The organism is Synechocystis sp. PCC 6714 (assembly GCF_000478825.2).
Classification (GTDB): domain Bacteria; phylum Cyanobacteriota; class Cyanobacteriia; order Cyanobacteriales; family Microcystaceae; genus Synechocystis.
This window is the reverse complement of the sequence record NZ_CP007542.1, coordinates 2,829,606-2,852,017: the sequence shown is the minus strand read 5'-3', so window position 1 is coordinate 2,852,017 and position 22,412 is coordinate 2,829,606. Positions and strand designations below refer to the sequence as shown.

At 47.9% G+C, this 22,412-nt stretch carries 19 protein-coding genes and 1 tRNA gene; 9 read left to right on the top strand and 11 right to left on the bottom strand.

All coding sequences use genetic code 11. The features are described 5' to 3' along the window. The first annotated feature begins 27 nt into the window (after positions 1-27). Positions 28-1,431: a glutamate decarboxylase gene (locus D082_RS13035; RefSeq protein WP_028947225.1), complete on the top strand. Its 1,404-nt coding sequence runs from the start codon at positions 28-30 to the stop codon at positions 1,429-1,431. Between the two features lie 145 nt (positions 1,432-1,576). On the opposite strand, the gene D082_RS13030 is transcribed toward D082_RS13035, so the two are convergent. From D082_RS13030 to minC, 4 genes are all read right to left on the bottom strand, one after another. Continuing rightward, entirely contained in the window at positions 1,577-1,801 is a 225-nt protein-coding gene (locus D082_RS13030; RefSeq protein WP_038530943.1) for a hypothetical protein, read from the bottom strand. 9 nt (positions 1,802-1,810) lie between these two features. Beyond that, positions 1,811-2,110, bottom strand: a complete 300-nt coding sequence (gene minE / locus D082_RS13025; RefSeq protein ID WP_028947226.1) for a cell division topological specificity factor MinE — start codon at positions 2,108-2,110, stop codon at positions 1,811-1,813. 57 nt (positions 2,111-2,167) lie between these two features. Further along, positions 2,168-2,968, bottom strand: a complete 801-nt coding sequence (minD, locus tag D082_RS13020; RefSeq protein ID WP_028947227.1) for a septum site-determining protein MinD — start codon at positions 2,966-2,968, stop codon at positions 2,168-2,170. A 76-nt stretch (positions 2,969-3,044) separates the two neighbouring features. Then, positions 3,045-3,788 (bottom strand): septum site-determining protein MinC, encoded by a 744-nt coding sequence (gene minC, locus D082_RS13015; RefSeq protein WP_028947228.1) that lies wholly within the window; start codon positions 3,786-3,788, stop codon positions 3,045-3,047. Between the two features lie 206 nt (positions 3,789-3,994). Between minC and D082_RS13010 the strand changes: the two genes are divergently transcribed. The 3 genes from D082_RS13010 (at position 3,995) to D082_RS13000 (ending at position 5,934) form a co-directional block, all read left to right on the top strand. Continuing rightward, positions 3,995-4,624, top strand: a complete 630-nt coding sequence (locus tag D082_RS13010) for an FHA domain-containing protein (RefSeq protein WP_028947229.1) — start codon at positions 3,995-3,997, stop codon at positions 4,622-4,624. A gap of 126 nt (positions 4,625-4,750) precedes the next feature. After that, complete coding sequence (locus D082_RS13005; RefSeq protein WP_028947230.1) at positions 4,751-5,689, top strand: folate-binding protein YgfZ; 939 nt, start codon at positions 4,751-4,753, stop codon at positions 5,687-5,689. 164 nt (positions 5,690-5,853) lie between these two features. Continuing rightward, positions 5,854-5,934 (top strand) — tRNA-Leu (locus tag D082_RS13000). A gap of 23 nt (positions 5,935-5,957) precedes the next feature. Here D082_RS13000 and D082_RS12995 read toward each other — a convergent pair. Then, positions 5,958-7,487, bottom strand: a complete 1,530-nt coding sequence (locus tag D082_RS12995) for a YifB family Mg chelatase-like AAA ATPase (RefSeq protein ID WP_028947231.1) — start codon at positions 7,485-7,487, stop codon at positions 5,958-5,960. 218 nt (positions 7,488-7,705) lie between these two features. Here D082_RS12995 and phaE point away from each other — a divergent pair, with 218 nt between their 5' ends. Together phaE and D082_RS12985 are read left to right on the top strand one after the other, a co-directional pair. Next, entirely contained in the window at positions 7,706-8,692 is a 987-nt protein-coding gene (gene phaE, locus D082_RS12990) for a class III poly(R)-hydroxyalkanoic acid synthase subunit PhaE (RefSeq protein ID WP_028947232.1), read from the top strand. Positions 8,693-8,785: 93 nt separating this feature from the next. Then, positions 8,786-9,922, top strand: coding sequence for a class III poly(R)-hydroxyalkanoic acid synthase subunit PhaC (locus tag D082_RS12985; RefSeq protein ID WP_081857663.1), 1,137 nt, complete (start codon positions 8,786-8,788; stop codon positions 9,920-9,922). Positions 9,923-9,971: 49 nt separating this feature from the next. On the opposite strand, the gene D082_RS12980 is transcribed toward D082_RS12985, so the two are convergent. From D082_RS12980 to D082_RS12955, 6 genes are all read right to left on the bottom strand, one after another. Next, on the bottom strand, positions 9,972-10,355 hold the full coding sequence (locus tag D082_RS12980; protein ID WP_028947234.1) for a hypothetical protein: 384 nt from the start codon (positions 10,353-10,355) through the stop codon (positions 9,972-9,974). A 124-nt stretch (positions 10,356-10,479) separates the two neighbouring features. Beyond that, positions 10,480-10,881, bottom strand: a complete 402-nt coding sequence (locus D082_RS12975) for a fasciclin domain-containing protein (protein ID WP_028947235.1) — start codon at positions 10,879-10,881, stop codon at positions 10,480-10,482. A gap of 61 nt (positions 10,882-10,942) precedes the next feature. Next, positions 10,943-12,238, bottom strand: a complete 1,296-nt coding sequence (locus D082_RS12970) for a CO2 hydration protein (protein ID WP_028947236.1) — start codon at positions 12,236-12,238, stop codon at positions 10,943-10,945. Between the two features lie 68 nt (positions 12,239-12,306). Then, a complete protein-coding gene (locus D082_RS12965) occupies positions 12,307-13,824 on the bottom strand; it encodes an NADH-quinone oxidoreductase subunit M (protein WP_028947237.1) in 1,518 nt (505 codons plus the stop codon). A 123-nt stretch (positions 13,825-13,947) separates the two neighbouring features. After that, the gene (locus tag D082_RS12960; RefSeq protein ID WP_028947238.1) at positions 13,948-15,795 is read right to left on the bottom strand and encodes an NAD(P)H-quinone oxidoreductase subunit F; all 1,848 of its coding nucleotides are present in this window, start codon (positions 15,793-15,795) and stop codon (positions 13,948-13,950) included. Positions 15,796-16,184: 389 nt separating this feature from the next. Then, complete coding sequence (locus D082_RS12955; protein ID WP_028947239.1) at positions 16,185-16,826, bottom strand: hypothetical protein; 642 nt, start codon at positions 16,824-16,826, stop codon at positions 16,185-16,187. 415 nt (positions 16,827-17,241) lie between these two features. On the opposite strand from D082_RS12955, the gene psaA reads away from it, so the two are divergent. From psaA to D082_RS12940, 3 genes are all read left to right on the top strand, one after another. After that, the gene (gene psaA / locus D082_RS12950; protein WP_028947240.1) at positions 17,242-19,497 is read left to right on the top strand and encodes a photosystem I core protein PsaA; all 2,256 of its coding nucleotides are present in this window, start codon (positions 17,242-17,244) and stop codon (positions 19,495-19,497) included. A gap of 247 nt (positions 19,498-19,744) precedes the next feature. Continuing rightward, the gene (psaB, locus tag D082_RS12945; RefSeq protein ID WP_028947241.1) at positions 19,745-21,940 is read left to right on the top strand and encodes a photosystem I core protein PsaB; all 2,196 of its coding nucleotides are present in this window, start codon (positions 19,745-19,747) and stop codon (positions 21,938-21,940) included. 175 nt (positions 21,941-22,115) lie between these two features. Continuing rightward, positions 22,116-22,400 carry a DUF4090 family protein gene (locus D082_RS12940; protein ID WP_028947242.1) on the top strand — a complete coding sequence of 95 codons (285 nt, stop codon included), beginning with the start codon at positions 22,116-22,118 and terminating at the stop codon, positions 22,398-22,400. Positions 22,401-22,412: the final 12 nt, after the last annotated feature.

Sequence of the window (22,412 nt, the reverse complement as noted above, 5' to 3'; positions counted from 1 at the left end):
TCTTAACCTGTTATTCCCCGTGTTGCCATGGTGCATAAAAAAATTGACCTCAACCAACTCAGCCCATTAGAAAGCCTACTGACCCCCACCTATGCGGCCCGGGGATTGGTCAACCCCGTGAGCAAGTACGAAATGCCGGAAACGGAAATGCTGCCGGCGATCGCCTATAACCTGATCCACGATGAACTGGGCCTAGATGGCAATTCCCGTTTGAACTTAGCCACTTTCGTTACCACTTGGATGGAGCCGGAAGCCCGGCAACTGATGGCGGATACCTTCGATAAAAATATGATCGATAAGGATGAGTATCCCCAAACGGCAGAAATTGAGTTGCGGTGCGTCAATATTTTGTCCCGACTTTGGAATGCCCCGGAAAATGCTGAGGCTACTGGCTGTTCCACCATTGGCTCCAGTGAAGCGGCGATGTTGGGGGGCATGGCCATGAAGTGGAAATGGCGAAAACGTCGACAGATCGAGGGAAAATCAGGCGATCGCCCTAATCTGGTTATGGGTATTAATGTCCAGGTTTGTTGGGAAAAGTTTTGCCGTTATTGGGAAGTCGAACCCCGCTTTGTGCCCATGGAAGGCGATCGGTACCATATTAGTCCTGACGAGGCAGTTAAATTAATCGACGAAAATACCATTGGTGTAATTGGCATTTTAGGTAGCACCTTTGACGGCAGTTACGAACCCATTGAAGCGCTTAACGATGCCCTAGAAATATTAAATGAGAGAACAGGCTGGCAGGTGCCCCTGCATGTGGATGCCGCCAGTGGCGGTTTCATTGCGCCCTTTCTAGACCCAGATTTACGCTGGGATTTTCGTTTACCCTGGGTGAAATCCATCAATACTTCTGGACATAAGTACGGTTTAGTTTATCCAGGGGTGGGCTGGATTATCTGGCGGGATAAGGAAGAATTACCAGAGGAATTGATTTTCCATTGCAGCTATTTGGGGGGAGATTTGCCCAATTTTGCCCTCAACTTTTCCCGTCCTGGCAATCAGGTAGTGGCCCAGTATTACAACTTTCTCCGTTTAGGCAAAGAAGGTTATCGTAAAATTCAGCAGGCCTGTCGAGATACGGCTCTATACTTATCCAGCAAAATCGCCCAATTGGGGCCCTTTGAACTGCTCACCGATGGCGGCGACATTCCGGTTTTCGCCTGGAAATTGAAGGATGACGTGTTGGCCCATAGTTGTTACACCCTCTACGACATGGCCGACAAATTGCGGGAACGGGGTTGGTTGGCGCCTGCCTATCCCATGCCCAAAAACCGTGATGATTTAGTAGTGCAAAGGATTGTGGTCAAAGAGGGTTTTAGTCGGGATATGGCCGATATTTTGCTAGCGGACATGGAAAGGGCGATCGCCTATTTTGTCAGTCAACCAGACCATAAACCAAAACAAGGGGGATCCCACTTCAGCCATTAGTCTTATAGTTGATTTAATTGAGGGTAAGACACTAACCAGGGCTAAAAGCTTCTTTGGTAAAGACCTTGGTAGTCTTAATCTTACTTTGATTGACCATAAAACTGCGAAACAGCCATAAATAACCATTTTGACATCCCCAAACCATTCACTGGCTGTCTGAATCTTCCTTAGTCTTGAGCAAGATGGCTGCTACCAAGGCCGGTGTACCGCCAATCAAACCGATCGCCAGCCAACGACTTAAACTATAGCCCTTACCATAGGCGATCGCCGTGGCGGTGAGTCCCAGTAAACAATGGGCCGTACCTAGGATTAATGCTTGGGTTACAACAGATAAATTGGTAAAGACCGTCAAGAAATCGATATTAACCAAGATTAACCCCTAACCTTCTTGCGCTTCTGGTTGGGATTTTGCCCTGGTTCTTTTAACCCGACGCACGGGCAAATTAGCAATTAACGCCGTCATGCGCTGATCACTTTCCAGGGAAAATTCCATCTCCCTAGGGTCAATTTCCACATAGCGGCTGACCACCTCCACAATTTCCCGCCGCATTTCTTCCATCATTTCCGGACTGAGTCCTGAGCGATCATTGGCAATGACCAACTTTAGCCTCCGACGGGCATCTTCGCCGCTATTTTTGCCACTCCGGCTAAAGAGCCTTTCAATCAATTCCAAAATCATGCTGGTTTTCGCTCACTGGCTGTTAGGTCATAACGGAAAAAGGGAAAATCGACGGCATTAACCCCCCAAGAGACGACGGCGGATACGGTTGAGTAAAGTATTGTGGGCGGCCATAAAATCCAAAAAAGGTATATCTTGCCCTTCCAGCCGCCGGGCAATATTTTGAAATGCGAGCCCCGGCACCGATAACTTTTCTTCCATTACTAAAGGCTCCCCTTTATTGGTGGAAATAATGATTTTTTGATCGTCTGGCAAGATACCGATTAAGGGCACCGCTAAAAGGTCCAAAATATCTTCCACACTAATCATTTGATTGAGTTGTACCATTTCTGGCCGTAGGCGGTTAACAATCAAGCTAATTTTGCCAATGTCTTCTGCTTCCAAAAGACCAATTACCCGGTCTGCATCCCGTACCGCTGACATTTCCGGAGTGGTGACAATGATCGCCTCCTGGGCCGGAGCCACCGCATTGCGAAAACCTGCTTCGATGCCAGCAGGACAGTCAATGATAATGTAATCAAACTTATCTTTGAGTTGTCCCACCAAAGACTGCATTTGTTCGGCATTAATGGCATCTTTGGAGCGATTTTGAGCGGCAGGAAGGAGTACCAAATTAGGCAAGCGTTTATCCTTTACCAGAGCTTTATCGATGGTGCATTCGTCGGCTAAAACGTCGATAGCGGTGTAAACAATACGTTGTTCTAAGCCCAACAGTAGATCCAGGTTACGTAAACCAAAATCCGCATCAATCAGGACAACTTTTTTCCCCAATCGAGCTAGGGCCGCTCCCAAATTGGCGGTGGTGGTGGTTTTTCCGACTCCACCTTTGCCCGAAGTGACAACAATAATCCGATTCATAGTTGGCTGATAACGTGCGGTAATAACTTGGACTGGAAACTGTTAGTTAATGTTCAGTTGGCAAAGGCGCAAAGTTTTATGACAGAGCAGAACGCTGAAACTGACGCACCGGGGTCAGACGGATACCTTCTGAAGTAATATAAGCGATTTCGGGCTCCCGACGATCAACGGCATCGGCCCCCACCCTCGCTAGGCGATCGCCAATGCGGATCTGACAGGCAGCCAAGCGCAGAATCATAATAACAGCCTGATCATTGCCCTTAGCGCCAGCATGGGCAACACCCCGTAAACAGCCCCAAATGAGAATATCACCGTCCGCGACAATGCTACTGCCTGGATTGACATCGCCAATGATTACCACATCTCCCCCATGGCGAATTTCCCCCCCGGAGCGGAGGGTATGGCGCACCACCAGAGGTTTGGGGGATGGTGGGGGCTCGGAGGGATCCACTAGGGGTTTTTCCACCAGGGTTTGGTCGACGGAAAATCCGGCACTAGCGGCGGCTACGGCGGTTTGACGACGGTTGGTTTCCACCCATTGCAGGGTCAAGTTTTGCTCTTTTAGCCCAGTGGCGATCGCCTGGAGTTGCCTAGTATCTAACAATTGGTTGTTGAGGGCCAATCGCACTAGGGTTTTATCCCCCCATCGTCCCGCCATAATACGGAGATAATTGGCCAAACTTTGTTGCAATTGTTGATGGGAAAACACCAAGGTGGGGGAGTCAACGGACGCTGTTACCGTCGGGAGGATCAAAGATAATCGGACAAAGTTTTCCTGGGGAGCCAATTGCCATTCAGGGTGGGGGGCGTCGTCACTCATCAAAACAAATTTAGAATTTCACCTTAGGATCGCCCTTTACCTTAGCATTTTGCTTTCCCCGACAGTCTTCCCCCCAAGGGACAGTTTGCATAGGGGTGAATCGTCTTAAATCTAGCCCTGGGATTGATGGGGAACCTCAACTTTTTCATTAGAATTGGGGAGAATCCTGCCATATTTTGGCTTCTAACATTAATCCCTCGTTACCTATGGCTGTCTGTCCCACCTGTAATCACATCAACCCGGAAGGGGCTATCCAATGTGAAGCTTGCTTTACTCCCTTACCCACCTCCATGCCCTGTCCCCATTGCGGTAGTCCTGTGCAAAGTGATGCCACCTTTTGCGGCAATTGTGGACAGACCATTGATCCCCAACAGTTGGCCACTAGTGCCCCCGACGAGGAAGCACTCCCCCCTCCCATCGCCACAGCGCCAGAAAATAACGAACCAATTCCCGCTATTCCCTCCCCTTCCCCTGCTCCCCCACCGATGGGAACCCAACTGCAATCCCAGGGAGCTTTCCTTGTCCATGTGCAAACCCAAACCACTTTGGTAATTCCCACGGGCCTGACGGTGATCCATCTGGGTAAACCCAACGATAAGGTGCCACCGGACATTGACGTCTCTGGTTTTGCCAATTCCGATGTGGTATCCAGGGTCCATGCGGATATCCGTGTGGAAGGGGAAAATTATTTCCTGGAGGATGCGGGCAGCGCCAATGGTACCTACGTAAACCACAGTGCTCTTCCCCCTGGTAACCGCCATTTACTCCGCCCTGGCGATCGCCTTTCTTTAGGCAAAGGGGATTTAGTAACGTTCATTTTCCAAACCAGTCCATAAAGACTACTAGAGTTTCAATGATTAATTGGTTAATTTCACACCTTTTTTTGATCTCCCATCAATGGGCAAAAAATACAACAGCGATCTAGAATACTAACGATTAAGTTTTTACTTTTATAAATGCCCATGGCCCATCCCCTTGACCTCGAACAAACTTGGCTTTATTCTGTGCTCGACTTTGGTTTAATCGCTTTACACGGGGAAGACCGCTGTCGCTTTTTGCACAATCAGACCACCAATGCAGTGGAAACTAGGGCCACAGGGGAATGGCTAGAGACAGTTTTCGTCAACTCCACTGGCCGAGCTCTGGAGTTAGCCACCGTTTATGTACGCCCCGACGATCTTTGGATTCAGGTGGGAATAGACCAGAAAGATTTCCTCTGGCAGTGGATGGACCGATTTATTTTTCCCTTCGACAAAGTTGAGCTCAAAGATTTATCCACTAGTCATCAGGCCGTGGTTTTGGTGGGGAATAAAGCTAGAGAAGTTTATTCAGATTGGCCATTGCCCCTAGGCAATCAATGGCACGTCCAATCAGTGGAGGGAATTGAATTACTTATTTCAGCTCAAACAGGATTAGATTTACCTGGCTATACGGTTATTTTTCCGACAACCCACGGAGAGGTGGTTAGCAAACTTTGGGGGGATTTACCCGTTATCACCCCAACCCAATGGGAGAGTCTACGTATCCACCAAGGCCGACCCCAAGCAGGGAAAGAACTGACAGAAGAATATAATCCCCTCGAAGCTGGACTATGGCGGGCTATTTCCTTCACCAAGGGCTGTTACATTGGCCAGGAAACCATTGCCCGTCTTAACACTTACCAAGGCGTTAAACAACGATTGTGGCGCATTGCCCTCGATCGCCCGGTGCCAGTGGGAACCATCATTACCCTAGGGGGACAAAAGGTAGGGATTTTGACTAGTGTTGAGGCTTCAACGGGGTTGGGCTATCTCAAAACTAAATTGGTTGATGAAGGGATGGAAGTGCAGGTAGGGCCAGCGATCGGCACAGTGGAAAAACCCCCTTACATTACCCATGAGTACTATCAAGGCCCTAGCTAGACCTTATTTTAACCAAAGTTCTTGGGAAACTTTTGCTCCAAGATCCTGCAATTAAATTCATTGATGGGGTAGCAGGGGGGGAAAGCATTCAAGTATTGTCACATCCCATTCTTATCCATAGCGGAGAAAAATCAGAAGAATCATGATAGGATGATTGGCTGGACGCGGACGTGGCGGAATTGGTAGACGCGCTAGATTTAGGTTCTAGTGTCTTTGGCGTGGGAGTTCGAGTCTCCCCGTCCGCATTGATTGGCTGTGAATCAAAGTCTTAGGTGAATCTATCCAAAGTGCGGTATTGAATGGCTTCCGCCAGATGGGAGGCTTGGATACTTTCTGATTGACCTAGATCGGCGATGGTACGGGACACTTTCAAAATGCGGTCCATGGCCCGGGCGGAAAGTCCCAGTTTTTTAATTGCTCCTTCCAGCAACTGACGGCAGTGTTCATCTAATTGGCAGAATTGGCGTAATTGTCCCGCTTGCATTTCTGCATTGCAACTAATTTTCTTCCCTTGGCCAAATCTGGCGATCGCCATGGCTCTAGCTTTGGCCACCCGCTCCCGTACCTTCTGGGACTCTTCCCCCTGGCTTTGCCTAGTCATTTCCTCTGGCTTAAGACGGTTTACCGCCACCTGTAGATCAATGCGGTCCATTAGTGGTCCGGAAAGCTTTGACCAATACATCTCCCGTTGCCGGGGAGAACAGGAACAGGGCTGAATTGGATCACCAAAATAACCACAGGGACAGGGATTGGTGCTGGCAATGAGGGTAAATTGTGCTGGGAACATGATGGTTTGCCTAGTGCGGGAAATGGTTACTTGTCCGTCCTCCAAAGGTTGCCGCAAAAATTCCAACACATTGCGTTTAAATTCCGTCAACTCGTCTAAAAACAGAACTCCCCGATGGGCTAAGGAAATTTCCCCCGGCCTGGGAAAACTGCCTCCCCCCACCAAGGAAGGGCCAGAGGCGGAATGATGGGGACTGCGAAAAGGCCTTTGGCGGATTAACTGACCTCTTTCTTTGAGTAAACCCGCCACGGAATGGATTTGGGACACTTCCAACGCTTCATCAAACTGCAACGGCGGCAAAATTCCCGGTAAACGACGAGCCAACATAGTTTTACCACTGCCCGGTGGACCGACAAAAATGAGGTTATGGCCCCCTGCGGCTGCTATTTCCAGCGCTCGACGGCCATGGGACTGACCTTTAACATCTTTTAAATCCAAGCAGGGCAAAGGGTTATTAAACTGTTGCTGAGCGTTCTGGGTATTGACTGGGGTAAATTTTTCCGGCGCACTAAGAAAATCCACCACGTCTTTGATGTGGTCAAAGCCATAGACTTTTAGATCCTGCACCACCGAAGCTTCCAAGGCATTGCCCGAAGGGACCACCATGCCTGCTAAACCCATTTTTTGAGCGGTGGCCGCAATGGGAAGAACTCCGGCGATCGCCCGCAAACTGCCATCCAAGGACATTTCCCCTAAAAACAGATAATCTCCCAAGAGTTGGGCGTCCACCTGTTCCGATGCTGCCAGAATACCAATGCTAATCGGTAAGTCAAAGCTGGGGCCTTCTTTACGTAAATCTGCGGGGGTAAGGTTAATGACAATACGTCGTACGGGAAAAGCAAAGCCGGCATTTTTTAACGCCGCCTTGACCCGTTCCCGGGATTCTTGCACCGCCGTATCTGGCAATCCCACCACGGCGATCGCCGGTAACCCACCGGACACATCTACTTCCACCCCAACCTTAATGGCATCAATGCCGAACAGAGAGGCACTCCAAACCCTTGCTAACATAATTGACCTATAAACTTATGACCCTTAATGTGAGCCCATTACCTATAGCTTACCTTTGGTACAGCTTAACGTCCTGTTTTATCGCCTGTTGATCCTGGTTTACAAGCAAATGACTTAATTTCTGCTAGCTATGACAAACTTTCTAGGCCATATGGTTACCACCTCAAAAAGCTAAGCCATAATTCAGGTAGCGGCCAGTAGTAAGGTGGATTTTGACCATGGAATCAACAAGTAAAACCTGGACAGAACTTATGACTCCCTTTAGTCAATTTTGGTTAGAGTCCAGCAGTCAGGCTTGGAAAAATTGGTTTGACCTTATGGCTCAGGGGGGGGCAATGGCTAGTCCAAATCAGACCTTTGAGTCCTTACCCCAACAGTTCCAGCAGTCTCAGCAATTCTATGGGGAAATGCTAAAGCTTTCCTTCCAAGCCTGGCAGAGTATTTGGCCTAAGCTGACCGCCAATGGTTCCGGGCAAGCAGATCTCCAGGGCTATCTAGAACAGTTGCAAACCCAAATTCAGCAATATGCCAGTGGAACCCAAACTTTGCAGGGGGACCTGGATGGTTTATGGCAATACTACCTTAAAGAGGTACAAAAGTTTTCTCAACTGTGGCTCTCCACCTGGCAAAGTAGTATAGCTCCCCTGGGTAAATTGCCCACTGGGGATGTTTATGCCTGGTTGGATTTGAATAATCTTTATGGTGACGCCCTCTACAGCAAAAATTTGGGCAGTTTTATGCGATCGCCGTTGTTGGGCCCCAGTCGGGAAATGAATGGCAAATTATTGGGGGCTTTTGATGATTGGGTTAAGTTATCCCAGGCCATGGCGGACTATCAGTTGCTGGAAGCGGATATTCAATACCGAGGTTTTGCTGCGCTGATGGAGGATTTATTGGCCCAGGCCAAGGAAGATAAACCCGTTAAAACCTGGAAAGAATTCCAGCAACGGTGGGCGATCGCCGCTGATCAGGTTTTTGAAGCAGCTTTTTGTGAGGAAAAAAATCTCAAAATACGGGGCAAATTTATTAATGCCCTGAACCGTTATCGCATCCAACAGCAGAGCATCCTCGAAGCTTGGTTAAAAACGTTTAATTTACCGACCCGTTCCGAGGTGGACGAGATTCACCAAACTATTTACCAACTGCGTAAAGAAGTTAAAAGTTTGAAAAAGCGTTTAGGGGAAACGGAAACAAATCCAGGTTGAAAATTACTCAGCTTAACTGAGTCGCACCATACTTCAAGCTTTTGCGTTCTGGACATTTTTGTTCGGCGCCGATGGGTAGTTAATTAACCATCAATGTTTTTACTATTTTTTATCGTTCATTGGTTAAAAATTATGTTGCCTTTTCTTGCTCAGATGGGATTAGAGGAAAATCTCCATGAAACACTCAGTTTCACAGAAAAAATTCTCTCCGGTTTAGAACATTTACAAGGTTTGAACGAAGAAGATATTCAGGTGGGTTTTACCCCCAAAGAAGCGGTTTACCAAGAAGACAAAATGGTTCTTTACCGTTTTCAACCAGTGGTGGAAAGTCCTCTGCCCATTCCTGTATTAATCGTTTATGCTCTGGTTAACCGTCCCTACATGGTGGACTTGCAGGAAGGACGATCCCTGGTAGCTAACCTACTTAAACTGGGTTTGGACGTGTATTTAATCGATTGGGGCTATCCTTCCCGGGGCGATCGTTGGTTAACCCTAGAAGATTATTTATCTGGATATTTGAACACCTGTGTGGATGTTATTTGTCAACGCTCTCAGCAAGAAAAAATTACGTTGTTAGGGGTTTGTCAGGGGGGCACATTTAGTCTGTGCTATGCCTCCCTTTTTCCTGAGAAAGTTAAAAATTTGGTGGTGATGGTGGCTCCGGTGGACTTTGAACAGCCAAGCACTTTATTAAATGCCAGGGGCGGCTGTACTTTGGGAGCTGAAGCAGTGGACATTGACCTAATGGTAGATGCCATGGGCAACATTCCGGGAGATTACCTTAACCTAGAATTTCTCATGCTTAAACCCCTCCAATTAGGCTATCAGAAATATCTTGATGTGCCGGATATTATGGAGGATGAAGCGAAACTATTAAACTTTTTACGCATGGAAAAATGGATTTTTGACAGTCCTGACCAAGCGGGAGAAACCTACCGTCAATTTCTCAAGGATTTTTATCAACAAAATAAGCTGATCAAAGGGGAAGTAATGATTGGCGATCGCCGGGTGGATTTGCATAATTTGACCATGCCCATTTTGAACCTATATGCAGAAAAGGATCACCTAGTGGCCCCGGCTTCTTCCCTCGCCCTGGGGGACTATTTGCCGGAAAACAGTGACTACACTGTGCAATCCTTTCCGGTGGGACACATTGGTATGTATGTTAGTGGCAAGGTGCAGAGGGATCTGCCCCCGGCGATCGTCCATTGGCTCCAAGAAAGACAGTGAAAAGCTTGGTTCAGAATTACTGAAAATATAATTAGTTAGCAGTCAATCATCAAGACTCATCCAGGGCTTTGGTCGATACATCTACTGCTTCCACATCAATGGTACCTGGGGGAGTGGGACGAGTGAATTGACCATTGCCCACCTCCAGCACTTCCCCACAACTAGGGCATCGACATTGCTGGGCATCAAAACCGGTGAAATGGTACTGGCACACCGGACAGTCTCCCTCCACCAGTTTACTTTTTATCCACCAGCGGAAAACCAAAAAGCCCACCGTCGGAGCCAGAAATAGGAGCAAAATCAATAGGGCGATACCGTTAACAACCCATTTCAGACCAACGGCACTGAGAAGCAGGGCCACGGCCAAAAGGGTAAGTCCACAGCCCAATCCCGACTGGTTGACGGTAACAAATTTGGGGGAAAAATTGTTCACAGACGGCTCCTACCAACAGCATCACCGTTGGGATTACTATTTTCCATCCTAGTCCATTGGCTCCGCAGTTGGAAGCTCGGTTATTTTCCCCCCAAGCTGGGGTTAACCCGCCAAAGCTAAAGTTTCAGCCCATCAGGATTACATTATCAATCACGTGGATGATGCCGTTATCCGCTTCAATGTCAGCCATAATCACCGTCGCATTTTTTACTTCAAACGCCTCTGTACAATCGATGGTGATGGGAGAGCCTTCCACTGAGTCAATGCTTGATAAATGACTTAAATCGGCTTGGGTAAACTTCCCAGGGACCACGTGGTAAGTCAAAATGCGAGCCAATTGGGGAATGTTTTGCACCAAAGTAGTGATGGTGCCGGGGGGCAGTTTGGCAAAGGCAGCATCGGTGGGAGCAAACACAGTAAAAGGACCAGGACTTTGCAGTACGTCAACCAAACCGGCCGCAGTGACCGCCGTTACTAGGGTGGAAAATTGATCGTTGGCCACTGCAATTTCAACAATATTAGGCATGGAGATTGAGAAGTTTATTGGGGATTTTTGGCAAATCAGTTGAAATCAACTATAAAACTTTTTAACGATAACGATCAGTTTGAATATCTTTTAAGCGGGCTTCAGGACGGAGAAAACGATCCATTTGCGCCTCAAAAAATTGACGATTTTTAGCTAAATGTCTTGGGTTTGGATCATCCAGTGGATATAGCAATGCTGTTCGTAGAGCTTGGATAACCGCCGAAGTAACGTTATACATTGACCGTTGAAAAGTTATGCCTAATTGTACCAACATATCGTCTTCTCCCCGGCAATGTTTTTGATAATACTCGATTAAATAGGGCGGCAAAAAGTGCAACATATCATCCATTAACAGCGTGGGGGGAATTCCCGCAGTGCCCACAGGAAAAACATCGGCATACAAAATACCGTAGTGAAAATCTTTTTGTTCTTCTGGCACCTGTTTGGCTTGGGCATTGTAGGACTTAGTGCCTCGGAAGGGGGCCGTGCGATAAAAGACCGCTTCCACATAGGGCAGTGCCGCTTCATAAAGCCAAGTAAAACCCTTGGATTTAGGAATAATTTCAAAACACTCGTCACCAATGTATACATGGTGATAAATAGGTCGACCGGCAATGGCAAAAATACCATTAACAAGGAAATTCATGGCATCGGGAACCCCCTTAAATCCCCCTTCATCATAAATGTCCGACATTTCAAAAAATACCGGAGCCATTACTTCCCAAAAAAGACCTAGATTAGAATAATAAGAAAGTTCTTTTACCTGTTCTAAAAACAAATCGGGGAAAAGTTTATACAAAGCCAACATGGGAGGATTACCTTTGAAATAGGCACGAATGGCTTTGTCGGCATTGGCTTTATATTCTTCCGTATCCAAATAGGCATCAAATTTTCCCATTCCCATATCCCGGCCATGCCAGAGCATCGCTTGCATACAGGCTTCAGCAAACTCCATATTGATGCGGTCATGCCAGAGGTGGTGGAACAATTTAGGCATTTTAGTGGTATTGCCTTTTTCAATGAACTCCAGCAACTCAGGGTGAGCAGAAGCTTCTCCCCGCCAAATTCTCAGATCAGCGGTTTCTCCAGCATAGTGGTTGGGGAAATCTAAATATTCCTGGGGCAGAAAATATTTAAAGAAACGTAGGGGATTGAGAAAAACTCTTTCGGCAATGTAGAGCAGATCCCGCCAGTAAAAGTCCATGGGCACAGCATAGGCTTTGTAAATGCCAATAATCTGCATCAAGTTTTCTGGGGTATCTGGCAACATTGAACCACCGGCTTCGAGGCGATGGATAACGTCAGCAAAGGCATGGGTGGAGGGGGGCAGAATGGTGTTTTTGGTCAGGGTAGTCATTTCAGATGCACCGGAAAAATAAGCTGTACTAATACAATGGAAAATTTCGGCAAAAAATGGTGACAGTGCTAGGGTTGTGGCAAGGTAACAGCTCCCTGGGCTAGTTGTTCGACGGCGGGGCTGCTATGGGGGATCTGGGCAATCATTTCGTTGGTGGTGGTTTGGGTCCACTGTACTAGGTAGTTGGGTTGAACGCCAAGGAAGAAAATGATGGCTGTTAATACCAACGCCGGCAACATTTCCGAAGCCAATACTTTGGGATAATACGCCCGTTGATTATCGAGCTTGCCAAAACAGGTACGGTTTAGAAGAATGACGAAATAGACCGCTGTCAAACCCGAGGCCAAAATACATAGTAGGGTGGGAATGGGAAAGGTAGTGAAACTTCCCTGAAAAACGATAAATTCCGCGGCAAAACCCACCAGACCAGGAATACCAGCACTGGCCATGCCCCCGGTGATGAGAAGAGCGCTGGTGAGGGGCAAACCTCGTATGGGATTCATTAAGCCATTCAGCACATTCAGATCTCTGGTGCCAGCTTTGCGTTCGACGATGCCGACTAGATGGAATAGTAGGGCAAGGATTAAACCATGGCTAACCATTTGGGCCACTGCTCCCAGAACGCTCAATTCAGTACCAGCAGCGGCGGCGACAAGAATGTAACCCATGTGCCCAATGGAGCTATAGGCCACCATGCGTTTGATGTCTTTCTGGGCGATCGCCGAGAGGGCACCGTAAAGCACTGTCACTGTACCAATGATGGCTAGCACCGGAGCAAATTGGGCCCAGGTTTGGGGAAATAGCTGCAAACCGAAACGAATAATACCGTAGGCTCCCAATTTAGCCAGAATTCCCCCCAATAAGATGGCAACGGCAGGGGAAGCTTCTGTGTAGGCATCGGGTAACCAAGTATGTAAGGGAACAAGGGGAATTTTAATGCCAAAACCCAGCAAGATTAGAATGAGCAGAATGGTTTGGGCAGAATCGGTAAACGTTTGGGTAACTTGGGGATTGTAATCGAAGGAATAACTGCCACCGAGTAAGCTGATGCCCAAAAAAGCCGCTAAAACCAATAAGCCGGAAAAGGCAGTGTAGAGTAAAAACTTCATGGAGGCATAACCCCGCTTTTCCCCGCCCCAAATGGCAATCATTAGGTAGAAAGGAATTAACTCCAATTCATAAAAAATGATAAATAAAAGCAGATTTTGCGATAGTAAGGCTCCCGAAATGCCAGCGTTAATCAGCAGAATGAGAGCATAGTAAAGTCTTGATCTATCTATATTTGGCCCAATGCTGTAGATAGCAACTCCAGTTAATAAACTGTTGAGGATAACCAGAGGTAGGGACAGTCCATCAACTCCAAGGCTATAGTTCAAACCAAGTTGGGGAATCCAGGGAAGATATTCTTGGAATTGCAACTGGGAATTATTTATGTCAAATTTAAACAGTATTAGTAATGACCAAACAAGGGTCAAAACAGCAAACAGTTCAGTAATTTGTCGCAGCTGTTTGGCTTGTATATTACCCGGAAAAAAGCCAATAACTAAAGCTCCAATAACTGGCAGTATCAACAGCAGGCTAAGCATAGTAAAAGAGGGGGAATGAAATGGGTTCGGGGATTTAAAATCTGAGACAAGAAAGCAAAATTTTAGTCATTGTGAAGGTTTAGGTCAAAGCTTATATTTACTTATCCATTGCCATATCTAGGCTTAAAAGGCCTGACCAAGCAGGGAGTAGCTGAGTAAAGCCCCAATTAAGGTCAAACCTAAAACAATGGAAAGAACATAAAACTGTGTTTGCCCCGAGACATTATATTTAAGACTTTGACCACTGAAGATTGTCGCAATACCAATTAAATTGATCACTCCATCCACCACGGTCTTATCAAACCAGTTGATCAGGCGGGAAATTGAATCGATTATGGCTACAATTGTGATCTTATAGAATTTGTCTGTGTACAGGTCATAGGCAAAGAAGTTTTGCACTGGGGAAAACGGCAAACGAACCGGCTTAGCTATTGTGGGGTTGAGATAGACAAAAGCCGAACTACCTATACCAATCAGGCTAGACATAATCAATACTAAGCTTAAGTTCCAATTGATATCAGCAAAATTGGGTAATAAATTGGCTTGCTTCAGGATTAAAGACATATGCAACGCAAAACCCACTGTGATCACCATGGGCAACACCAGCGCCCACAATCCTTCCGGCGATCGCCGGGTCATGGGTTTAACTTCACCAAAGAAAATCAAACAAAATCCACGGGTTACATTAAAAGCCGTGAGTAGGTTAACCAGTAGCAGTACCCCCACTAACAAAGGAGATTTAACTGCCAAATTTTCCGTTAGTTTTAACCAAGCCCAGAAAGTACCAAAAGGAGGTAGAGCAATGAGGGAAACAATACCGACCAGATAACTTAAACCAGAAATTGGACGACGACTCCAAAGACCACCATATTGAGTTAAATCCTGGGTAACATTGTTAAGAATAATTCCCCCAACACACATGACCAGAATTGCCATGGCAAAGGTATAAGTCAAAATTAGTTGTAGAGCAATTTCTCCTTGACCGGTGCCCACAGCGATAAACACCAAACCCATGTATGCACTAACAACATAGGAAAGGAAACGTTTAATATCAATCTGGGCAATGGCGATCAAAGAGGCACCGATCGCCGTTAGGGAACCCACAACCACCATCACAGTTAGAGCAACCGGGGAAAGAGCAAGAATTGGTTGCACCTTTACCAACACCCAAGCCCCCGTCGATACCACTAAGGTATTTCGCAAAATGGTAGCGGGAATGGGTCCTTCCATCGCTTCATCTAACCAAAGATGCAAAGGAAATTGAGCACATTTGCCCAAAGGCCCAGCAATTAAAGCTAGACAAAGTAGCGTGGCGGCAGTGGAATTTAAATCCGTGGTGGCAGCCCATTGGGCCAGGTCATCGTAATTCCAACTACCAGCTAAAGGAAGTAAAGCTACTACCCCCATCAATAAAACTAAATCTCCTACCCGTTTAGTGAGGAAAGCATCCCTTGCCCCTGTTACCACCAGGGATTGATTAAACCAATAGCCAATTAAAAGATAGGTTCCCAGGGTCAATATTTCCAGAACAACGTAGCTGAAAAATAGTGAATTGCACAAAACTAATGTGCATAAACCAGCTTCAAATAGAGCCATTAAAGAGAAAAATCTGGCCCAGCCCCAATCCCTTTCCAAATAACCCACGGCATAAATTTGTGCCGCCAAATTAAGACCAGTAATCAACACCAAGGCAGCAATGTTAACGGTGGATATTTTTAAGTCGAGGTCAATTTTTAAGTCGGCGGCCTGTAACCAAGGAAAAGAAAGGTCGATGGCGGGGTGCTGCCAAATATAACTAAGCACCAGCAGACTATGCACCAATGCAATGAAAGTCATTAAAATGCTGATGTAGCCCGCTGGCCTCGGCCCCGTTTGTCGAGTTAAGCCCGGTGACCAAGGGACTGCCAACATTGCCCCCAAAAGAGCGTAGCAAGGCACTAACCAGATGATTTGACTCAAACTTTCTAACATGGGGGTTGTGGGAAATTTGTTAATAAGGTTTTAATTTGCTTCGCCAAATGCTCCAGCCATCAAAAAAAGGCTAAGCTTTCTCAGTTCTGGGGGATGGGCACGGCTTAAAACCTAGACGGGGAAAAGCCAATGCAATTACAGTACCGGTTTAAATGATTTATTTTATCTACGCCTAAGGAGGGCAAAACCATTGCCATTCGACTATGGTAAAAGCCGGAAGCATAGAAACAGTGTTATTCGTTACACCATATCATAGGTTAAATAAAATCCCAGATCAACAACCATTTGCTTAAGTAAATGATAAGTCTGGATAATTGGAAGGGATGACGATCACCGTTGGCCAAGTTTGGCCAAAAGTTCACTTCAGGGCTAGGGCTGGATGCGGTAATTTAGCTGTGACCATCAACCAGTTCATTTCTCTGTTGCCATTCCCGCAGTAGGCTCCGACATTGTAAACAGTCCAAAATGCTCAGCAAATCCGGCAGCTGTTGAGGGACCTGAAACTGGGCACCGATCACCTTGGGGTTAATGGCATAGTTAGGATCAACGCTGACCCAGTAACCATAGAGTTTTTGATTGGAAAAAGAGCTATTGACGGACCAGCCGCCGGGGTTAAGAAGCAGGATCTTGCTAATGGAGTCGGCCGGCAAAGCCAGTTCCCGATTAAGAATGGCGACCAATGTGTCCTCCATCCTGGCCAAATTCTTTAGACGACCTCCAGGAAAATCCCAAGTTGCCCTGCCCACCCCCGGCCGAAAGATGGGATGGGGCAAAAGTAGGCGATCGTCCTGTTGAGGCAACACTATCAACGAGTCAGCTTTTTCCACTCGCCAATAATCGAATTCCCTTTGCTGATCATCCCGCCACCTTTCCCCCTTTAGGATCAACCAAGGATTTTTAATTTCCGCAAAACATTCCAGGGGAGTCCAAGTCAGGCCGCTGGGCTGGTTTTTCCGTTGCGGATGGGAATCCAGGGGTAAATCCGAGTCAGATTCCCCAGGGCGATCACAATTTCCATCTATGGAGATCATTGGTAAAATACATTCCTTAACATTTCTTAAAATTAAAACCGTTGTGGTAACAACATTGATTAATTTCTATCTGATTTTTGTCGGGGGCCATTGCTATCAGTTGTAAGTTGATGAAAACGCTGTAAATTTTTGTAACAAAGTTCAACTTTGTCTTGACTTTTGTAAGTCTTTCCAAAATCTAGGAACTATAACCAGTCAGGGTTGAGCCATTTTTTAATTATTGTTAAGCAGGTCTTGCCTAGGGGAGGGGAGGCCGTATTATCTTCTAGTGATGTTTGCTGAAAACGCCTATCTGTGCAAGGTTTAACATCGTTATTATGAAGCGAAAACTAATTCCCTTTTTTACGCTTCCTCTATTACACTATTCTGCATAGGAAACCCTTAATAGTTCATTGTCGAGCGAGGAGAACCCTGCATGACAATTAGTCCACCCGAAAGAGAGGCTAAGGCCAAAGTCTCGGTTGATAACAATCCGGTACCGACTTCCTTTGAGAAGTGGGGCAAGCCGGGTCACTTCGACCGGACTTTAGCTAGAGGTCCCAAAACCACCACTTGGATTTGGAATCTCCATGCCAATGCCCATGATTTTGATAGTCAGACCAGCGATTTAGAAGATGTTTCGCGCAAAATCTTCAGTGCCCACTTTGGGCACCTCGCTGTGATCTTTGTTTGGCTGAGTGGAATGTACTTCCACGGCGCGAAATTTTCCAATTACGAAGGTTGGCTAGCTGACCCCACCCATATCAAACCCAGTGCCCAAGTGGTTTGGCCCATCGTTGGTCAAGGCATTTTGAACGGGGATGTGGGGGGCGGCTTCCACGGTATTCAGATTACGTCCGGCTTGTTCTATCTCTGGCGGGCCTCCGGTTTCACCGATAGCTATCAGCTCTACTGCACCGCCATTGGTGGTTTGGTTATGGCTGCCCTAATGCTGTTCGCTGGCTGGTTCCACTACCACGTCAAAGCTCCCAAATTGGAATGGTTCCAAAACGTGGAGTCGATGATGAACCATCACTTGGCTGGTTTGTTGGGTTTAGGTTCCCTGGGCTGGACTGGTCACTTGATCCATGTATCCCTGCCTGTGAACAAGTTATTGGATGCTGGCGTGGCACCTAAGGACATTCCTTTGCCCCATGAATATGTCATGGACGCAGCCAAGATGGCGGAATGGTTCCCAGGTTTTGCCCAAGGGTTGACCCCTTTCTTCACCCTTAACTGGGGCGCCTATTCCGATTTCTTGACCTTCAAAGGCGGTCTCAACCCCGTCACCGGTAGCCTCTGGCTTAGTGATGTAGCCCACCACCATTTGGCGATCGCCGTCCTGTTCATCATTGCTGGTCACATGTACCGCACGAACTGGGGCATCGGCCACAGCATGAAAGAGATCCTCGAAGCCCACAAGGGCCCCTTCACCGGGGAAGGTCACAAGGGACTTTATGAAATCCTGACCACTTCCTGGCACGCTCAACTGGCCATCAATCTGGCTCTGTTAGGCTCTTTGACGATCATCGTTGCACAACACATGTATGCGATGCCGCCCTATCCCTACCAGGCGATCGATTACGCCACGCAGTTATCCCTGTTTACCCACCATATGTGGATTGGCGGCTTCCTTATTGTAGGGGCCGGTGCCCACGGCGCAATCTTTATGGTGCGTGATTACGATCCCGCTAAAAACGTTAATAACCTGCTGGATCGGGTACTGCGTCACCGTGATGCAATCATTTCCCATCTCAACTGGGTATGTATTTTCCTCGGCTTCCATAGCTTCGGTCTCTACATCCACAACGACACCATGCGGGCTCTAGGCCGTCCCCAGGACATGTTTTCCGACACGGCTATTCAACTGCAACCGATCTTTGCCCAATGGGTACAGCACCTGCACACCTTGGCCCCCGGAGCCACCGCTCCCCATGCCTTGGCCACTGCCAGCTATGCCTTCGGCGGAGAAACCGTTGCCGTTGCCGGTAAAGTCGCCATGATGCCCATCACCTTGGGTACTGCCGACTTCATGGTTCACCATATCCACGCCTTCACTATCCACGTAACGGCTCTGATCCTCCTCAAAGGGGTTCTCTATGCCCGTAGTTCTCGCCTTGTTCCTGATAAGGCTAACCTCGGCTTCCGTTTCCCCTGTGATGGCCCTGGTCGGGGTGGCACCTGCCAAGTTTCTGGTTGGGACCACGTTTTCCTCGGCCTGTTCTGGATGTACAACTCCCTTTCCATCGTCATCTTCCACTTCAGTTGGAAAATGCAATCCGATGTTTGGGGTACAGTTGCTCCCGATGGCAGTGTCACCCATGTGACCCTCGGCAACTTCGCCCAGAGTGCCATCACCATCAACGGCTGGTTGAGGGACTTCCTCTGGGCCCAAGCCGCCAACGTGATTAACTCCTATGGTTCTGCCCTGTCGGCCTATGGCATCATGTTCCTCGCTGGACACTTTGTCTTCGCCTTCAGCCTCATGTTCCTGTTCAGCGGACGGGGATACTGGCAAGAGTTAATCGAGTCCATTGTTTGGGCTCACAACAAACTGAATGTGGCTCCGGCCATTCAGCCCCGCGCTTTGAGCATCATTCAAGGTCGTGCGGTCGGTGTGGCGCACTATCTCCTCGGAGGTATCGTCACCACCTGGGCGTTCTTCCTCGCCCGCAGTCTTTCCATTGGCTAGACTTTGAGCTGAAGTTGGGTTTTCCGGGATAGTTAATGGGGAGATTGGGTTTGTTCAATCAACTAACTTTAATCTTCCCTATCCCTCGCCCTCCCCAGCCTTTAATAGAAGCGGTTTAAATTTCGCTTTTACCCTATATTCACCCCTATAACCCCTTGTTATAGTGGCTTTAACAATCCGGAAATGAGCAGCGCTTCTGCATTAGCCTCATTTTGCTTGCTTAACGAGGAGAATTTCCGAAAAAGCTATGGCAACTAAATTTCCTAAATTTAGCCAGGATCTCGCCCAAGACCCGACTACACGGCGTATTTGGTACGGGATTGCTACGGCCCACGACTTTGAAACCCACGATGGGATGACCGAGGAAAATCTTTACCAAAAGATTTTTGCCTCCCACTTTGGACACATCGCCATCATTTTCCTGTGGACGTCTGGCACCCTCTTCCACGTTGCGTGGCAGGGTAACTTTGAACAATGGATTAAAGATCCTTTAAATATCCGCCCGATCGCCCATGCGATTTGGGACCCCCATTTTGGCGAAGGGGCTGTTAATGCCTTCACCCAAGCTGGGGCTTCTAACCCGGTTAACATTGCTTATTCCGGGGTTTACCACTGGTTCTACACTATTGGTATGACTACCAACCAAGAGCTCTACTCTGGTGCGGTCTTCCTATTAGTGTTGGCTTCCCTGTTTCTTTTTGCGGGCTGGCTACATCTCCAACCGAAGTTCCGTCCGAGCTTGGCTTGGTTCAAAAATGCTGAGTCCCGCCTCAACCACCACTTGGCTGGTTTGTTCGGGGTTAGCTCCTTGGCTTGGGCCGGTCATTTGATCCACGTTGCGATTCCCGAAGCCCGGGGTCAACACGTAGGTTGGGATAACTTTTTGTCCACTCCTCCCCACCCGGCCGGTTTGATGCCTTTCTTCACCGGTAACTGGGGTGTGTATGCGGCGGATCCCGACACCGCTGGCCACATTTTTGGTACTTCCGAAGGTGCTGGTACCGCTATCCTGACCTTCTTGGGTGGTTTCCATCCCCAAACGGAAGCTCTCTGGTTGACGGACATTGCTCACCACCATTTGGCGATCGCCGTGATCTTCATCATTGCTGGTCACATGTATCGTACCAACTGGGGCATTGGCCACAGCATCAAGGAAATCCTTAATGCCCATAAAGGCCCCCTTACCGGCGCAGGCCATACCAACCTGTTCGACACCATCAATAACTCCCTGCACTTCCAACTTGGCTTAGCCTTGGCAAGTCTAGGGGTTATCACTTCCCTGGTGGCGCAGCACATGTACTCCCTGCCCTCCTACGCCTTTATTGCCCAGGATCACACTACCCAAGCGGCCCTCTATACCCATCACCAGTACATTGCTGGATTCCTGATGGTGGGAGCCTTTGCCCACGGTGCCATTTTCTTTGTCCGGGATTATGATCCTGTCGCTAACAAAGACAACGTTCTGGCTCGGATGCTGGAGCACAAAGAAGCTCTGATTTCCCACTTAAGCTGGGTATCCCTCTTCTTGGGCTTCCATACCCTAGGTCTCTATGTCCACAACGACGTAGTGGTGGCCTTCGGTACCCCCGAAAAACAAATCTTGATCGAGCCTGTTTTTGCCCAATGGATTCAGGCAACTTCCGGTAAAGCCCTCTATGGCTTTGACGTGTTGCTCTCCAATCCTGATAGCATTGCTTCCACCACCGGTGCCGCTTGGTTACCCGGTTGGCTAGATGCCATCAACAGTGGTACTAACTCCCTGTTCTTGACCATTGGCCCTGGCGATTTCTTGGTTCACCATGCGATCGCCCTAGGGTTGCATACCACTGCCCTGATTTTGATCAAAGGTGCTTTGGATGCCCGTGGTTCCAAGCTAATGCCTGACAAAAAAGACTTCGGTTACTCCTTCCCCTGTGACGGCCCCGGCCGTGGCGGTACCTGCGACATCTCTGCTTGGGATGCCTTCTACCTGGCCATGTTCTGGATGCTAAACACCTTGGGTTGGTTGACCTTCTACTGGCACTGGAAACATCTCGGTGTTTGGACCGGTAACGTTGCTCAGTTCAACGAGAATTCCACCTACCTGATGGGTTGGTTCCGGGATTATCTCTGGGCAAACTCCGCTCAGTTGATCAACGGCTACAATCCCTACGGTGTAAACAATCTCTCCGTTTGGGCCTGGATGTTCCTCTTCGGACACCTGGTTTGGGCCACCGGCTTCATGTTCCTCATCTCTTGGCGGGGTTACTGGCAAGAGCTGATCGAAACCATCGTTTGGGCCCATGAGCGCACTCCTCTGGCCAACTTGGTTCGTTGGAAGGATAAGCCCGTTGCTCTGTCCATCGTTCAAGCCCGTTTGGTTGGCTTAGCCCACTTTACCGTTGGTTATGTCCTCACCTATGCGGCATTCCTAATTGCTTCTACAGCGGGTAAATTCGGTTAACGAATTCCTCTGTTAGGTGATTAAGCTTGTCCCCTGCCCTAGTTGGTGGGGGATTTGCTTTTGAGACTGGAAATTAAAGCGCGAAAAATAGGGTAGCACCGTCAGTTTATTGAGGATAATTTTGGTGCCCTTTTTGGTTAGGATGATTGAGAAAAAATTGAGGGTAATTTTTACCATGGTTGACACCACTAAAGGAGCCGACGCCATTGACCAGGCGATCGCCGCTGGAATCGATTTTGACGGCAGTGAAATTCCCCAAGCCAAGTTGGAACTTTATCGGCAAGTGATGGATTTGGAAGCGGGGCGCCAACGTAGTGGGGTCAGTAACACCATGCGATCCCGCATTGTCCGCATTGGGGCCAAGCATATCCCCCAGGTTGAATTGGACCAGAAATTAATTGATGCTGGTTTTGCTCCCCTGAAGGATAAAGAAATTGCCTTTTTCTACGGCGGTAAATAATTGCATTGGTGA

Bases quoted from the DNA above. Each gene is read 5' to 3' on its own strand.
- D082_RS13035 (WP_028947225.1), top strand. From the start codon at position 28: ATGGTGCATAAAAAAATTGACCTCAACCAACTCAGCCCATTAGAAAGC.
- minE (WP_028947226.1), bottom strand. From the start codon at position 2,110: ATGATTTTGGAATTGATTGAAAGGCTCTTTAGCCGGAGTGGCAAAAAT.
- minD (WP_028947227.1), bottom strand. From the start codon at position 2,968: ATGAATCGGATTATTGTTGTCACTTCGGGCAAAGGTGGAGTCGGAAAA.
- minC (WP_028947228.1), bottom strand. From the start codon at position 3,788: ATGAGTGACGACGCCCCCCACCCTGAATGGCAATTGGCTCCCCAGGAA.
- D082_RS13010 (WP_028947229.1), top strand. From the start codon at position 3,995: ATGGCTGTCTGTCCCACCTGTAATCACATCAACCCGGAAGGGGCTATC.
- D082_RS13005 (WP_028947230.1), top strand. From the start codon at position 4,751: ATGGCCCATCCCCTTGACCTCGAACAAACTTGGCTTTATTCTGTGCTC.
- D082_RS12995 (WP_028947231.1), bottom strand. From the start codon at position 7,487: ATGTTAGCAAGGGTTTGGAGTGCCTCTCTGTTCGGCATTGATGCCATT.
- phaE (WP_028947232.1), top strand. From the start codon at position 7,706: ATGGAATCAACAAGTAAAACCTGGACAGAACTTATGACTCCCTTTAGT.
- D082_RS12985 (WP_081857663.1), top strand. From the start codon at position 8,786: ATGTTTTTACTATTTTTTATCGTTCATTGGTTAAAAATTATGTTGCCT.
- D082_RS12975 (WP_028947235.1), bottom strand. From the start codon at position 10,881: ATGCCTAATATTGTTGAAATTGCAGTGGCCAACGATCAATTTTCCACC.
- D082_RS12970 (WP_028947236.1), bottom strand. From the start codon at position 12,238: ATGACTACCCTGACCAAAAACACCATTCTGCCCCCCTCCACCCATGCC.
- D082_RS12965 (WP_028947237.1), bottom strand. From the start codon at position 13,824: ATGCTTAGCCTGCTGTTGATACTGCCAGTTATTGGAGCTTTAGTTATT.
- D082_RS12960 (WP_028947238.1), bottom strand. From the start codon at position 15,795: ATGTTAGAAAGTTTGAGTCAAATCATCTGGTTAGTGCCTTGCTACGCT.
- D082_RS12955 (WP_028947239.1), bottom strand. From the start codon at position 16,826: ATGATCTCCATAGATGGAAATTGTGATCGCCCTGGGGAATCTGACTCG.
- psaA (WP_028947240.1), top strand. From the start codon at position 17,242: ATGACAATTAGTCCACCCGAAAGAGAGGCTAAGGCCAAAGTCTCGGTT.
- psaB (WP_028947241.1), top strand. From the start codon at position 19,745: ATGGCAACTAAATTTCCTAAATTTAGCCAGGATCTCGCCCAAGACCCG.
- D082_RS12940 (WP_028947242.1), top strand. From the start codon at position 22,116: ATGGTTGACACCACTAAAGGAGCCGACGCCATTGACCAGGCGATCGCC.